The 14,182-nt window shown below is 44.1% G+C and carries 15 protein-coding genes; 6 read left to right on the top strand and 9 right to left on the bottom strand.

Annotated elements, in window-relative coordinates:
- Positions 1 to 62: 62 nt before the first annotated feature.
- A complete protein-coding gene (ppk1, locus tag ACYQ2O_RS06940) occupies positions 63 to 1,280 on the top strand; it encodes a polyphosphate kinase 1 (RefSeq protein WP_459796297.1) in 1,218 nt (405 codons plus the stop codon).
- A 128-nt stretch (positions 1,281 to 1,408) separates the two neighbouring features.
- The gene (locus ACYQ2O_RS06935; RefSeq protein ID WP_459769153.1) at positions 1,409 to 2,380 is read left to right on the top strand and encodes a LacI family DNA-binding transcriptional regulator; all 972 of its coding nucleotides are present in this window, start codon (positions 1,409 to 1,411) and stop codon (positions 2,378 to 2,380) included.
- A gap of 172 nt (positions 2,381 to 2,552) precedes the next feature.
- On the opposite strand, the gene ACYQ2O_RS06930 is transcribed toward ACYQ2O_RS06935, so the two are convergent.
- The 4 genes from ACYQ2O_RS06930 to ACYQ2O_RS06915 are packed head-to-tail and all read right to left on the bottom strand — an operon-like array spanning position 2,553 to position 6,126.
- The gene (locus ACYQ2O_RS06930; protein ID WP_346023823.1) at positions 2,553 to 3,455 is read right to left on the bottom strand and encodes a metal ABC transporter permease; all 903 of its coding nucleotides are present in this window, start codon (positions 3,453 to 3,455) and stop codon (positions 2,553 to 2,555) included.
- 11 nt (positions 3,456 to 3,466) lie between these two features.
- A complete protein-coding gene (locus ACYQ2O_RS06925; RefSeq protein ID WP_459796296.1) occupies positions 3,467 to 4,432 on the bottom strand; it encodes a metal ABC transporter permease in 966 nt (321 codons plus the stop codon).
- Positions 4,386 to 5,141 (bottom strand): metal ABC transporter ATP-binding protein, encoded by a 756-nt coding sequence (locus ACYQ2O_RS06920; protein ID WP_459796295.1) that lies wholly within the window; start codon positions 5,139 to 5,141, stop codon positions 4,386 to 4,388. Before ACYQ2O_RS06920 ends, ACYQ2O_RS06925 begins: the two co-directional genes overlap by 47 nt.
- Before the next feature lie 46 nt (positions 5,142 to 5,187).
- A complete protein-coding gene (locus ACYQ2O_RS06915) occupies positions 5,188 to 6,126 on the bottom strand; it encodes a metal ABC transporter solute-binding protein, Zn/Mn family (RefSeq protein ID WP_459796294.1) in 939 nt (312 codons plus the stop codon).
- A gap of 171 nt (positions 6,127 to 6,297) precedes the next feature.
- Here ACYQ2O_RS06915 and ACYQ2O_RS06910 point away from each other — a divergent pair, with 171 nt between their 5' ends.
- The 3 genes from ACYQ2O_RS06910 to pulA all read left to right on the top strand — a co-directional run bounded on the left by ACYQ2O_RS06910 (position 6,298) and on the right by pulA (position 9,726).
- Positions 6,298 to 6,951: a metal-dependent transcriptional regulator gene (locus ACYQ2O_RS06910; RefSeq protein ID WP_346023811.1), complete on the top strand. Its 654-nt coding sequence runs from the start codon at positions 6,298 to 6,300 to the stop codon at positions 6,949 to 6,951.
- An 85-nt stretch (positions 6,952 to 7,036) separates the two neighbouring features.
- The gene (locus ACYQ2O_RS06905; RefSeq protein WP_346023810.1) at positions 7,037 to 7,630 is read left to right on the top strand and encodes a TVP38/TMEM64 family protein; all 594 of its coding nucleotides are present in this window, start codon (positions 7,037 to 7,039) and stop codon (positions 7,628 to 7,630) included.
- Positions 7,631 to 7,740: 110 nt separating this feature from the next.
- Positions 7,741 to 9,726, top strand: coding sequence for a type I pullulanase (pulA, locus tag ACYQ2O_RS06900; RefSeq protein WP_459796292.1), 1,986 nt, complete (start codon positions 7,741 to 7,743; stop codon positions 9,724 to 9,726).
- Positions 9,727 to 9,819: 93 nt separating this feature from the next.
- Here the strand turns inward: pulA and ACYQ2O_RS06895 are convergent, their stop codons facing one another.
- On the bottom strand, positions 9,820 to 10,284 hold the full coding sequence (locus ACYQ2O_RS06895) for a hypothetical protein (RefSeq protein WP_459796291.1): 465 nt from the start codon (positions 10,282 to 10,284) through the stop codon (positions 9,820 to 9,822).
- A gap of 449 nt (positions 10,285 to 10,733) precedes the next feature.
- Between ACYQ2O_RS06895 and ACYQ2O_RS06890 the strand changes: the two genes are divergently transcribed.
- Complete coding sequence (locus ACYQ2O_RS06890) at positions 10,734 to 11,237, top strand: hypothetical protein (protein WP_346023807.1); 504 nt, start codon at positions 10,734 to 10,736, stop codon at positions 11,235 to 11,237.
- A 140-nt stretch (positions 11,238 to 11,377) separates the two neighbouring features.
- On the opposite strand, the gene ACYQ2O_RS06885 is transcribed toward ACYQ2O_RS06890, so the two are convergent.
- The 4 genes from ACYQ2O_RS06885 to istB form a co-directional block, all read right to left on the bottom strand.
- Complete coding sequence (locus ACYQ2O_RS06885; protein ID WP_346023806.1) at positions 11,378 to 12,145, bottom strand: ABC transporter permease; 768 nt, start codon at positions 12,143 to 12,145, stop codon at positions 11,378 to 11,380.
- Positions 12,142 to 13,059 carry an ABC transporter ATP-binding protein gene (locus ACYQ2O_RS06880; protein ID WP_346023805.1) on the bottom strand — a complete coding sequence of 306 codons (918 nt, stop codon included), beginning with the start codon at positions 13,057 to 13,059 and terminating at the stop codon, positions 12,142 to 12,144. Before ACYQ2O_RS06880 ends, ACYQ2O_RS06885 begins: the two co-directional genes overlap by 4 nt.
- Positions 13,059 to 13,259: a PLD nuclease N-terminal domain-containing protein gene (locus ACYQ2O_RS06875; protein ID WP_346023804.1), complete on the bottom strand. Its 201-nt coding sequence runs from the start codon at positions 13,257 to 13,259 to the stop codon at positions 13,059 to 13,061. The genes ACYQ2O_RS06880 and ACYQ2O_RS06875 overlap by 1 nt, the downstream gene beginning before the upstream one ends.
- A gap of 453 nt (positions 13,260 to 13,712) precedes the next feature.
- A partial coding sequence (gene istB, locus ACYQ2O_RS06870) for an IS21-like element helper ATPase IstB (protein ID WP_459796290.1) occupies positions 13,713 to 14,182 on the bottom strand: 470 nt, incomplete at its 5' end.

Here is a 14,182-nt window from a genome sequence, read left to right as displayed (position 1 = left end):
GGATCTTTTCTTTAGTATATCATAAACGTACATAAGTGGACAACAAAAAGACAGAAAAAACGTTGATTAATTTGATAAAATCAACGTTTCTTTGCTTATTTTTCAGTTGTAGGTGCGAAACTCAGGATCCAGCTGAGCTGAAAAAGCAGTCAGTCTATGCGCTGGCAAGAAAAAAGGATCTGTTTTTCCATCATCCTTTTGATGCTTTTGATCCGATCATCTCCTTTGTCAGGGAAGCAGCCGAAGACGACCGGACAGTCTCCATCAAGCAGACTCTATACAGGGTCAGCGATGATTCCCCTTTAGTTGAAGCTTTGAAGAACGCAGCAAAAAAGGGTATCCAGGTGACTGTTCTTGTAGAACTGAAAGCACGGTTCGATGAAGCAAATAATGTCCACTGGGCCAAGGAGCTGGAAGAAGCCGGTGCTCATATATTATATGGTGTAAAAGGTTTGAAGACCCACAGCAAGGCCACTCTGGTCATAAAAAAAGAGACGGACGGGTTCAGGCGTTATGTCCATCTTGGGACCGGAAACTATAATGAACAGACTGCTAGACTCTATACGGACATGGGGCTTATTACATCGAATAATGAAATCACTCAGGATGTCTTCGATTTCTTCAATTATCTGAGCGGGTATTCGGAACAGCCCGACTATCACTATCTGCATGTCTCCCCTTTTGATATCAGGGATGCATTCATTGAAAATATTGAAAAGGAAATCAAGCTGCACACAAGGTACGGAAACGGCCATATCATCGCTAAAATGAATTCATTGACCGACAAGAAAATGCTGCTTAAACTGTATGAAGCCAGTCAGGCAGGGGTCAGAATCGAGCTGATTGTCAGAGGGATCTGCTGTCTGATTCCTGGCATCACTGGGGTAAGTGAAAACATTACGGTGAGAAGTATTGTGGGTCGTTTTCTTGAACATAGCCGAGTCTATTACTTCTATCATAATGGCGAGGAAAATCTCTACCTCTCTTCCGCCGATATGATGACAAGAAATATGATCAAGCGCATCGAGATAGCTTTTCCAGTACTGGAACCACCTTTGAAATCTCACATTCTCTCTATTCTCAAGCTTTATCTCTATGACAATACAAAAGCCTGGATATTGACTAGTGACGGGTTTTATAAAAAACCTTCACTAAGTAGCAAGCCTGTTCATGCTCAAAATGAACTCCTGTCCATCAGCAGTGAACAGGAAAAGATTAAAGAAGATCATACTTCTTTAAATAAATGGCTCACTTACTTATCCGCGCTCTTCAGCCGATAACACTTTACATCTGCTCGTCATGTACCATGGAGTTCAAGATTCTCCAGGATATATGACGGGCGGTTTTTTCATTTTTACAGGTCTGAAGAATATCTGATATAATGAATGCAAGGAAAGAAGGTGCACGAATGCCAACGATATTGGATATTGCCCGACACGCTGGGGTGTCATCCGCTACTGTTTCCCGCGTCATCAATTCCAGCGGATATGTTGGTGAAGAGACCCGACGTAAAGTAGAAGATGCCATTGAGCAGCTGAACTACAGCCCAAACAAAAATGCCCAGCATCTGAGAACAGGATCAACTAAAAACTTCGGGATCATCAGTACACAGTTCAATGATACTGCAGTGGCCCGTATCAATTCATTTATCTCTACTGCTTACGCGAACGGCTATACAACGACTCTCTTCGTTACAAATGGGGATATGAAAAGAGAAAGGGAAGCTTTTGACCTGCTGAAATCCAAGCAGCTGGACGGCATTTTCCTGATTTACCGTGCCAATGACTGGTCTGTTCTGGAAAAATATGCATCCTTTGGTCCAGTTGTCACCTTACACAATGTCGATTCTGAACAGATTCCTTCTGTCTTCATCGATCATTATAAGGGACATCGCCTCGCTCTAGACTATCTATGGGAAACCGGATGCCGTCAAATCCTCAATTTATACGGGACACCTAAAGGGCTCAACACCCAGCGGCGGATTGATGCCTATACAGACTTCTGCAGAGACCATCAGATTGATCCGCATAATCCTGACCTCTTCATTGATACAGTCACAGCTGAAAAAGTCGATGACTTTATCAGATGGTACGAATCGGCTGAAGTCAAACCTGATGCAGTGGTCACTCATTCCGATTCCATTGCAGCGCTTGTCGTTTCCCGACTTAGAAGGAAAGGAATTCGTGTACCTGAAGATGTATCCGTCACTGGATTCGATAACTTGGATGTCAGCGATGTGATGGATATGACTACTATCGATTATTCGATCGAGGAACAGGGAAAAAACGCCTGCCGTCTGCTTCTTCAGACATTGAATCAGCCCGTCGATGAGCTAAAGCCCTTGTCATTCAAGCTCATCAAACGAAAAACGACGCTATAATAATAAAAGCTTCGCGTGCCGTTCAGCCTCGACACGTCAACAGTTAAACCATATACTTGCTGAATATAAAATAAAAAATCTGGAGCATGAGCAGCCCTGACCCATAACAGCAGGGGCACATGATCCAGATTTATTTTGCTTATTCAGGATATTTTTCTACCGACCAATCTTATCAGCTTATTTCCTTAAGACGCTGATCGATTTTCTTCTGTTCTCTTTTTCGGTTGACCGTAGCTTTAATCAGTCCTTTTTCCGGAGAAAAGACAAAGACAAGTAAAGTTGTGACTCCTGTCACCACAGCAATCATTCCCGCAATCGTCGTATCAAGCATAAAAGCCAGCCTCACTCCTGCTGTACTGTTGATCACTGCCATTACAGCTGTCAGACCAATCATGACATGCAGCTTGTTTGTCAGTAGAAAGGCCGCTAGCGGAGGTCCGGCCATGAACCCTACCACCAGAATGGATCCTACTGAATCGTAGGCGCCAACGGCCGTCAGAGACACAAGGGTCATCAGCCCATAGTGGATGAGTACCGGTGAGAATCCTATTGCTGCAGCAAAGCCTGCATCAAACGTCGTGATTTTCAGCTCTTTATAGAACAATCCAATAAAGAGACTGTTGATCAGCAGGATGACCAGCATCGTCCAGAGCGCTCTCGGTCCCAAATCTGCACCGAACAGCACCAGACGTCTGAAAGGCGCAAAGGCCAGTTCCCCCATCAAGACTGAATCTACATCCAAATGAACGTTTCCGGCATAGCGTGTAATCAGAATGATCGCTATACTGAAAAATAATGGAAAGACAATACCGATAGCTGCATCGTTGGACAAGAGCTTAGTCTGCTGGAGCGCTTCTATTGCCCAGACCGTCGCCACCCCGACAAGCGTAGCTCCAATCATCAAAAGAGGCGAGTTCAGATCCTGTGTAATGAAGAAGGCCAGAACGATTCCGAGCAGAACTGTATGTGTGATTGCATCGGATACCATTGTGGTTCCTCTCAGCACCAGAAAGACACCTGGAAGCGCACAGGCGACGGCAACAATAATTGCTATCAGGGTTATTTCATTGATCATGCTCACCGCGCTCACTCCTCCAGACTTCTGATCTGTTTCATAAATACTTTCTGCCTCTTTCTGCAGGCCATGTGTCTAGCCAGTATTCCCCTTCCGGGAGATATAAAGAGGCTGAGGAACACGAACATACTGACAACGACTACGATCGATGGCCCTGTTGGTATTCGAGCCCCCATAGAGCTGATGAAGGTTCCCGTCACGCCGGAAACAAATCCAATACCTGCTGCCAGCAGCATGACCAGACTCAACCGGTTCGTCCACTGACGGGCGGCTACTGATGGACCGATCAGCAATGCGCTGATTAGGATGACCCCTACTGACTCCAGTCCTAAAATAATGGTTACAACAATCATTGTCGACAACAGGGATTCAACGATCTTACTTGAGAAGCCTAATGTCCGTCCAAACATCGGATCAAATGTAAATACTTTAAATTCCTTCCAGAACAATGCCACCATAACGAGCAGGACCAGTCCGATCAGACCGATCATCTGGACATCGCTTCGAAGCATAGCGCTCGCCTGCCCGAAAATAAAGTTGCTTAGTCCAGCCTGTTGAGCATTCGGATTATTCTGTATTGAAGTCAGGATGACGAGACCCAGACCAAAGAAGCTGGACAGGATCAGTGACAAGGCACTGTCGAGTTTGACCACGGTTTTCTTGCTCATAGTCTGAATAATCACCGTGGCGATCAATCCTGAGATGATTGCCCCAAGCATCAGTACAGACAGTTCTTTTCTTTGTATAAGAATAAAGCCGATCCCAATTCCAGGTAAGGCAGCGTGACTCAATGCATCCCCAAGCAGACTTTCTTTTCTTAATGTAGCATAGGTTCCGATCACTCCGCTTAACAGCCCTAAGAATCCGGTGCCTAAAGCAACGACTTGAAACGTGTAGTCATTCAGCAGCAATCTGATCTGTTCCAGCATATCAGCCTTCACCTTCTCCCAAGTTTCGATCCTGATGATAAGTTTCATCAATATTTCCTTGAGTAAACGCCTCTTGAACCGGCCCTTGAGCAATGACTTCGCGATTAATGAACACCACGTCGTCAAAATAGTCTTCAACCGTCTGCAAGTCGTGATGAACGACAATAACGGTCTTGCCCTGCTCAACCAGGTTTTTCAGAAGTTTCATGATGATGCGTTCAGTTTTCATGTCAACACCCGAGAGCGGTTCGTCCATTATATATATATCCGCTTCCTGAGCCAGCGCACGTGCTAGGAACACACGCTGCCTCTGACCGCCAGACAGCTGACTGATCTGACGGGAGGCAAAAGTCGGCAGCCCGACTTTTAAAAGCATCTGTTTTGATAAATCTTTATCTCTCTTTCCTGGTCGTTTCAGCCAGCCTAAGTGGCCATATCTGCCCATCAGAACGACATCCAGAACGGTAGCTGGGAAGTCCCAGTCGACTGAAGTATTCTGAGGGACATAGGCTACTTTATTTTTTATTTTCTTGTAAGGAACATTCTGTTCATTCTGTATGGAAAAGGCTACTGTCCCAGTGATAGGTTGAAGAAAATTCAATACTGATTTGATCAGAGTCGACTTTCCTGCTCCATTTGGTCCAATGATCGCCGTGAGACGGCCTTCTTTAAATCCTGTAGTAACATTCCACAAGACCGGCTTCGCATCATAAGCGACCGTCAAATGTTCGATTGAAATTGCCTGTTTGTTTTCCATACCTGTTCCTTCTTTCTATTAAAAAACCTGTCGTACTCAGCTGAACTTAATCAGCCAGACCGTCAACGATCGTATCAATGTTGGCACGGTACATTTTAATGTAGGTTTCTGCATCGTCTTCTTCACTGCCTAATGCATCGGAATACAGTTCTCCGGCATTGACTACTTCGTGACCTCTGCTTCCGGCTGCTTCGATCAGCGCTTCGATATTTCTTGGTGAAACAGAACTTTCAACGAATACCGCATTGATCTCGTTATCTACCAGGAAGTCCGCGAGCTGACTGATGTCTCCAGTTCCCGCTTCTGTCTGTGTATTCAATCCCTGCAGACCGACCACTTCAAAATTAAATTCTTCCCCAAAATACTGAAACGCATCATGTGCCGTCACCAGATAACGGGACTGTTCCGGTACTTCTTCAATTCTTTCTTCAATATACGTTCTTAATTCTCCCAGTTCAACTAAATATGCCTCCGCATTCTCCTGGTAATAGTCTTCATTGTCCGGATCTTTTTCACTCAGCTGGTCTGCCACATAAGTTGTGATTGTTTCCCAATGAGAAACGCTGAACCAGATGTGCGGATCATACTCCAGATCCTCTTCATCTTCTTCCGGATCGAGAAGCTCTCCTTCATTCAAGGCATCTGCCATGACGATGGTAAAGACTCCTCTTTCATCCAACTGTTCAAAGACTTCCACAAAACGTGCTTCAAGCATTAATCCATTATACGCGACAATGTCTGCTTCTTGCATGGCATTTACATCAGATGTGGACGGCTGGTACTCATGCGGATCGACTCCGGGACCCATCAGACCTTCTACTGACACTTTTTCTCCACCGATTGTCTCCATTAGATCGGCGATCATTGATGTAGTTGCCACAACGTTCAATGGATTATCTTCTGAAACCTCATCTGTCTGTTCATTTCCGCATGCCGCCAGTGACACGACACCTGCCATTAATGCTAATCCTTTTACCCATTTCATTATATCTATCTCCTTCTATACAAATAGTGTTATTTTACTTTAACTATTTTTTAGTCTACCCTAAAAAATAATTTCAGTCAACTGTGAAACAAAAGTTAAATACACCTTTGATTAGAAACTGATAAATGTGGTACACTTTTATAGAAATGAAAAAGATAGAGGGGTATAACGATGACACCCAATAAAGAGGATTTTATTAAAGCAATTTTTGAACTTGGTGGAAAAGAAAAGGTCGTGACCAATAAAGACCTGGTCCGGATGCTTTCGATTTCTGCAGCATCTGTGACAGATATGAATACACGTCTGCTCAAGGAAGAGCTCATCACACACCTGCCTTACCAGGGCGTCATGCTTACTGAAAAAGGCCTGCTTATTGCTAATCAGCTTATTAGGAAACACCGGATCTGGGAAGTGTTTCTTGCAGAAAAACTGGGGTACGACTGGAATGAAGTCCATGCGGATGCCGACCTTCTGGAACATGTGTCTTCTGATCTTCTGATTGAACGCCTTAATATATTTCTGGAGGAACCGACATTTGATCCTCACGGCGGAGTGATTCCGAATCAGGACGGGACAGTCCCGGAAATACATTCAACGCCTCTTATTGAGTGCAAAGTCGGTGACCGGTTCAAAATACAGGAAGTCGATGATCAGGAGGACTTTCTGGAATACCTGCTGTATAAAAAGGTTCACTTAGGCAAAGAATACACCTTAGCTGAAATCGAACCGTATGACGGCCCGCTGACCCTTGAAACATCAGCTGGTGAAAAAACGGTTATCGGACATAAGGCGGCTTTTAAAATATTTGTAGACATACTAAAGTGACCCACTGATAAAAGCGTTCTTATGAGCGTTTTTTTTAGTTCCCTGATAAAATATAAGCAGTACACTCTGGAAAGAAGGAAGTTGTGTGGAAAAACTGCATCGTAAACTGGAATGGATCGATCTGTTGAGCCTCATCGGATTGTGCCTTTCTGTCATACTTATTTATTTTGCATGGCAGGATGGCGTGTTCAACTCAAGGGAAGATTTTGTAGCCTACGTTCATGGTTTTGGACGATTGTCAGTAGCTATATTTATCATTCTTCAGATTCTGCAGATTTTCCTGCCGCTTCTTCCCTCAGCTATTACCGTAGCGGCAGGAGTCATTTTATATGGACCATTCATAGGTGTTCTCTATAATTATATCGGCATAAGTATTGGTTCAATTCTGGCGTTTCTCATTGTAAGACGTTACGGTCACTCGGCTCTTGAAAAACTGGTCAGTCAAAACAGGATTCAAAAATACGAAGATAAACTAAAAAACGGCAAGACATTCGAACGCTTTTTTACCACCGTCATATTTCTCCCGTTTGCGCCTGATAATGTGGTCTGTTACCTTGCCGGTCTATCCAATATGTCCGTTTTAAAAGTCTCAGTCATCATCCTTCTGGGCAAACCATTATCAATTGCCTTATACAGTCTTGGATGGACGACCCTTCTGGAACTAATTGGCATTATATAAATAAACTCAAAGAATGATAGAAAGTGCCGGACAGCCTTTTTATCATTTTTTAGATTAACCACTGTCCACATGGTATACTTTATAATAAGTAGAAAGAAAGGATTGTTACTATGAACAGCAGTCAACCGTTAGAAAAACGCATTCCCTATCTCGAAGATAACCGCTACAGTCAGGATGATCTGGGCCTGACCTATACAGCCGCTTCCTCTACGTTCAAGGTCTGGTCCCCTCTTGCTGAACAGGCCTGGGTCAATCTGTACGACTCAGCTGACGCAAACACATCGTCTCGTCAGATCGAGATGTCTTTGGAAGACACAGTCTGGGAACTTACGGTCAATGAGGACCTGAAGGGATTATTTTATACGTATTCATTTATTCACGATGGCGTTGAAACCGAGGCAGCAGATATCTACAGCAGAGCAGTCGGCTTGAACGGAAACAAGTCGGCAGTCATTGATTTAGCAGAAACGGATCCAGAGGGATGGTCAGAAGATCATTTCGAGCGAGTGTCACGAATCACTGATGCCATGATATGGGAAGTTCATGTCGAAGACTTTTCAAGCGATGAATCGGCAACATTTAAAAAAGAACATAGAGGGAAATATCAGGCCTTTACCGATGATCAGGTCCATGTATTTGCTCATCCTAATCAGCCGGCAGGCCTGGCCTATCTGAGCGAGCTGGGAATCAATTATGTGCACCTCCTCCCTGCTTTCGATTATGAAAACGACGAAACTTCTCCTGCATACAACTGGGGATATGACCCGAAGAACTATATGGTCCCTGAAGGCAAATACTCATCTGATCCAGCCGATCCACTCAGTCGAATCAGAGAATTCAAGGAAATGGTCGCCAGTCTTCATAAGAAACGGATCGGTGTGGTCCTGGATGTGGTGTACAACCATACCTTTACATTTGACGATTCCTGGTTCCAGCTGACTGTACCTGACTACTATTATCGTCAGGAATCGGACGGGTCCTTATCTAACGGATCAGGATGCGGGAACGAAACCGCGAGCGAACGAAAAATGATGCGCAAGTACATTATTGATTCTATTGTATACTGGGTCGAAGAATACCATATCGACGGCGTTCGGTTTGATCTCATGGGTCTGCACGATGTTGATACCATAAACAGGCTTAGGCGGACCTTGAATGAGAAAGGACACAGCGATGTCATTATCTACGGGGAACCCTGGAATGCTGGAAGTGTAGCCATTTATGAGCCTAATAAACCTGCTGATAAATACCATATCGGTGATTTCGAGGACGGCATAGCCATATTTAATGATGAATTCCGCGATGCGATCAAAGGCCCTGTATTTGAAGCCGATAAAGGCGGGTTTTTACAAGGAGCCAACGGACACGAAGACAGCGCCTATGCGACGAATGATCTGATTGCCAGTATTCTGGCTAATACTCAGTCCGATGTGGGACGTTTCCGTCTGCCGGATGAAAAGCAGTGGGCACGTAATCCAAGCCAGGTCGTGACCTATGCATCTGCTCACGATAATCTGACTCTCTATGACAAACTGGTGGCATCTACTCTTAAGAAACCTGCTTACGAGCGAAATCTGGATCTTATTCAGATGAACAAACTGAACGCTGCGCTGCTGTATACCTCGCTTGGATGTGTCTTCATGCAGGCGGGTGAGGAGTGGGGTCGGACGAAATACGGCGATGACAACAGTTTCCGTTCATCCATTGACATCAATCTTCTTGACTGGACGCGCACCTATGAGCATATTGACCTTGTCAACTACTATAAAGGCATGATTGCTATCAGAAAGGCGTATGCTCCACTCCGGGATGACACGAATCAGACTGGCGACGCCGTTTTCTTCTCACAGCTGAGAGAAAACCTTCTAGCCTATACGATCCCGAACACTACCGGTGAAGGTGATTGGTCGATGATGGCTGTTGTGGTCAATTCAAGTCAGCAACCCGATCGGGTCGCTCTGAAAAGCAGTTATCCGCTACCTAAAGAATGGACGATCATTGCTAATCGTCATACTGCCGGACTAAGTCCTCTGGGAACAATCACTGGAAATAAACTGATCATCAACCCAAGAGAAGTCCTGATTTTGGTTAGCTGACTCATCAGCTGACACCACCGATAACAAAAAGCCGATGTCTGATAAGACGAGAGTTGTTCTCAACTTATCAGACATCGGCTTTTTTAGTTTTTTCTACTCATCCGTAGATAGGACCCAGTACTTCTGAACCGCTCCCTTTTCACCTCTTACGGGGTCTGTCTCCGGAACGGGTATGTCGTAACACCTCTGTTTTACACGCTCGTAATCGACAGCATCTCCGCGCTGAAGGTCTGGACTTTCACCATTCGGATAAGCGCCGACCACTTGAAAATCATCAGTAGATGTCAGCAGTTTGTCTGCAACCCCAGCTGGGAGAAGCATGACATCTCCGGCCTCTACAGTAAATTCATTCGAATGTGGCCCGCCAAGCTGAACAGTCGCTCTTCCGGATACGCAGCCAAGAACCTCATGTGTGTTTGAATGAAAATGATGAAAATCATATATCCCATTCACCCACCCGTTCGTATAGCCATTTTCAGAAAAAAATGATTTGACTGCTTCACCAGGATTGGAATAATCCTGAATGACTTCCTCCACAGCTTTCGGATAAATGATCACCGGTAAAGGGTGATTAGGAAAAGGAGACTGTTCTGTGAACTACCCACCACTTAAATCCTCCGGATTTTGAAGTGGGGGCTTCCTACGAACTCCATTCTTGTCTGCACAGGTTTCATGCAGACAGAGGAATCGGATATGGGTAGGCTCAAAAGGCAGTCCCTGCCTCATAGGTTTTCTTTTACTTGGCTAACGCCAAGGAATACTCAGTAGGCTTGGTTGTCGCCTATATAGACTTGGTTATCGTCTATATATAAAGTATACCAAATGAGAATGACATTAACCACTTCAAGCTATCGCTTGACCGAAATTCATCTCCCACTTTCACTGGTGCTTCGCACCCATACGCTTAGAAGTGGGAGACTTCTTTCGGAATTACGTTAAATTGACTATTATCAGCACTTTCAGTATTCTTAGATAAAGAAAAAGGTTAATTCAGAAAGGGGATCATCATGGGACTATTTGATTTCTTTAAAGGTAAAAACAAACCTGCATCCAGCAGTGAACCGGCCAGTAATGAAGAAACGGATCAGATTACTGTCAAATATGAAGCCAAAGTAACCGCGCATGAACTAAAAGCGGACGAGGTAACTATAAACGCTGTGGTTGCTAAAATGGTAGAAGAAGATCCGTTCAAGAACTACTATAGCGGCAAGACCCTTGAAGACATGACTGCTTTGAGTAAACGCGTCTACAAGTACGAAAGCATCACTACCGTAAATGTTGATTTTGACGTCAAAGAAAAAGACCGTATTCTGGTCGTGGTGGAAGGCACCCCAATCGGTTTCGTTCCTGAAGAAAAGGCAAAAGCCATTCAGGACTATCAGACCAAGCACCTGCTGACTGCTTTTGTCTACGTGACCGGCGGCCCTTATCTTGAATACGATCGTGAAAGGGAACAAGCTGTAGAAGGCGAGTCGCCTTTGGGCTTGGACATTTTCGCTCAGTTTACATGATGTACGGTGCGAGCCTGCTCATATTCTGATCAGTTTCTGTGCGACCAATAAAAATACCTCCCGATCCAAATAGGCCATTTATAAGGTCTGCTTCGGATCGGGAGGTGTTCATTTTTCTGAATTATTATCTATTTCATTAGTTACTGTAAAGCTTTTCGTCTGAAGACAAGGCCGCCTGTTATGATGAACATGACGGTTATCATAAGCGTGATGATCGCTCCACGAGTGAAGGCCGGATCCGTTGACTGAAGGGTGAGGACTTCAACGTTTCTAGTGGCAAGCTGGAGCGGACTCCATCTTTCGATTACTGGAAAGATACTTCCAATAAATAACACGGCAACTCCTCCGCCAACAGCCAGGAGCGGCGCATAGCTGTTCCTGAACAGGACCCCTGAGAGCATCAAGAGACTGATCATCAGAAGACCGAACAGATAGAGACTCCCTACCGAGATGAACAGGCCCTCACTTGTCCCTTCCGGAAAGTAATAGAGCGTATAAGCCCAGGTGATAAGGAAGCTGATAAGATAAAAGATCGTCCAGCTGATCAGCAGAACGGTCAGCTTAGCGCCGTAAATCGTCAGGCGCGGCAGCCCTTTAGTGACCATGTGAATGAAGGTTCCTTTTTCATATTCCTTTGCCATAACCGGGCTGAACACCAGGACAAAAGCGACTAGTGCGATCTGATTGATATTGGAGAAGAATTGCAGCCATGAATCGATGTGAGTCGGTTCAGCAAGAATGATTGTTATGTTTTCATCCATCAGATTTCCCATCAATTCTGGTAAAAATCGCGCACTCAGCGGACTGAGCAGGCCCACTATCGCAAAAACGATGCCCAGAATGAAGAACTTGTAATTCCGGCTGTTTTCTCTTATTTCTTTCTGAATAAATGCCCCATAGCCTCTCATCTGATCGCCTCCATAAACACTTCTTCCATAGTCGGCTCCTTGCGTTCAACTCTTATTGGTATGACAGATAGAGTATGAAGACAATTCAGAATAATACCCATGGCGTCTGCTGCGGACTCTGATGTCCCTTCAACTTTGACACCTGTCTGCTTGACCGGCAGCAGTTCCGGATGAGTGTCGAGTGCTTCTGCTACTCTTCCAGCTTCTTCTTCAGTTTCCAAAACGACCGTCCATTGATTGGTTTTCACTTCTGCTTTCAATTGTTCCACTGAGCCTTGTTTGACGATTTTCCCGTTGTTTAGTATTGCCACTTTGTCACAAACTGCTTCAACATCTGTAAGAATGTGGGTCGAAAAGATGACCGTCGTCTTCTCCTTCACTTTTTTAAGGACAGTCAACAGCTGCTGCCTCCCGATTGGATCCAGCGCAGACGTCGGTTCATCACAGATCAGCAGGATTGGGTCATTGATAAGTGCCTGTGCTATGCCGAGCCTTTGTTTCATCCCTCTGGAATAGTTTCTAATCCGCTTTTTGTTGTTTTCCAGTCCGACCATTTCAAGGAGTTCACTTATCTTCTTCTTGCTCTCTTTCCTGTCGATACCACTGACATCGGCGCACAATGCCATATATTCCCCGGCAGTCAGGAACGGATAAAACTCGGGTACATCCGGCAGATAACCTACATATTTGTTAGTTTTTGTATCCCCATATGTCACCGGTTCACCATTGATTCTGACCGTTCCTTCGTCTGGTTTAAGCAGACCCAGAGCAATCGTCATCGTTGTCGTTTTCCCTGCACCATTTTTCCCGATAAAGCCGTAAACTGACCCGCTGTCTACTGAAAAAGTGACACCATCAAGCACGTTCTGTGTCCCATATGACTTTTTGAGCTGTTCAATTTCAAGTACGGCCATCAGTCTTCTTTCCTTCCAAAAATCAGATAAATAATCGGGCCGATAATATTAACGAAAACGATCACCAGTGCCCAGATGATCTTGTTTGATTGAGACAGCCGGTCATTTTTGACCAGATGAACAATTGCGGTAACCAGTAAAATAAGCTGCAATATGATTAAAGGCAGCAGAATGGCAAAATAGTCAGTCATTAGTTGCATGAGCTTTCCTCCTTCAAATGCTTTAGTCAGCTTAAGTTTACCCTTTTTTTCACAAAAAATACAGGGACTTCAGATATATATTGACTTTATTTTTCTTATTCATCACACATAATTTACTAGACATAAAGAGATAATAATAAAAAAAGCTTCGGCTACGCCTTCGCCCTTTTGGGATAGTGCGTAGCCATTACTTTTTCAGTTCTGAATTATCGTAGACGATACCGTGAATACTCTTATAGTAAACAGGAACCATCTCATTTCCACATCTTTCACAACTAAATCTAGGTGGATCCATTGGGTCTCCACCATCTAGAACATCAAATTGTTTGACTATATCCTTTGGAATCTCCTCTATCTCTTGACACGTGCGACAGATGTCAAGGACAGTATAAAATTGTAGGTTTATGACAGAATAAAAATGTAGGTTTTTGACAGTCTAATTTAGAAGTCCATTTATATTTTCCCTTTCATACGATATGATTTTCCAGTAATCTTGAAGACTTTAACATGGTGAACCAGGCGATCAAGAATGGCGGCGGCTATTTCAGTATTCTGAAATAGCTCCCCCCATCGAGATAAGATAATATTTGTCGTAATCATTGTTGATTTCTTTTCGTAACGCATCGTTAATAGTTGAAAGAAGAGGTAAGCTTCAACTTTTTGAATTGGTAAATAACCTATTTCATCAATGATCAAAAGATCATATTTGGCATATCGTTTCAGAACACGATCGACGGTCCCTTTTTCAAAGGCAGAACGAAGACGTAAAAGTAATTCATGACAACTGATAAACAGTGTACGGTAGCCTTGATGACATGCTTCAATGCCTAATGCAATGACAAGGTGTGTTTTCCCTACACCAGGGTTTCCAATGAAAACTAAGTTTTCTTTTTTCTCCATAAAAGCCATATGTTTCAAGTCTA

The organism is Alkalibacterium sp. m-11 (genome assembly GCF_054658155.1).
This window is presented reverse-complemented; position numbering and strand designations above follow the sequence as displayed.

Coding starts and splice junctions, on each gene's coding strand:
- ACYQ2O_RS06935 (WP_459769153.1), top strand. CDS start 1,409: ATGCCAACGATATTGGATATTGCCCGACACGCTGGGGTGTCATCCGCT.
- ACYQ2O_RS06930 (WP_346023823.1), bottom strand. CDS start 3,455: ATGATCAATGAAATAACCCTGATAGCAATTATTGTTGCCGTCGCCTGT.
- ACYQ2O_RS06925 (WP_459796296.1), bottom strand. CDS start 4,432: ATGAAACTTATCATCAGGATCGAAACTTGGGAGAAGGTGAAGGCTGAT.
- ACYQ2O_RS06920 (WP_459796295.1), bottom strand. CDS start 5,141: ATGGAAAACAAACAGGCAATTTCAATCGAACATTTGACGGTCGCTTAT.
- ACYQ2O_RS06915 (WP_459796294.1), bottom strand. CDS start 6,126: ATGAAATGGGTAAAAGGATTAGCATTAATGGCAGGTGTCGTGTCACTG.
- ACYQ2O_RS06910 (WP_346023811.1), top strand. CDS start 6,298: ATGACACCCAATAAAGAGGATTTTATTAAAGCAATTTTTGAACTTGGT.
- pulA (WP_459796292.1), top strand. CDS start 7,741: ATGAACAGCAGTCAACCGTTAGAAAAACGCATTCCCTATCTCGAAGAT.
- ACYQ2O_RS06890 (WP_346023807.1), top strand. CDS start 10,734: ATGGGACTATTTGATTTCTTTAAAGGTAAAAACAAACCTGCATCCAGC.
- ACYQ2O_RS06885 (WP_346023806.1), bottom strand. CDS start 12,145: ATGAGAGGCTATGGGGCATTTATTCAGAAAGAAATAAGAGAAAACAGC.
- ACYQ2O_RS06880 (WP_346023805.1), bottom strand. CDS start 13,059: ATGGCCGTACTTGAAATTGAACAGCTCAAAAAGTCATATGGGACACAG.
- ACYQ2O_RS06875 (WP_346023804.1), bottom strand. CDS start 13,259: ATGCAACTAATGACTGACTATTTTGCCATTCTGCTGCCTTTAATCATA.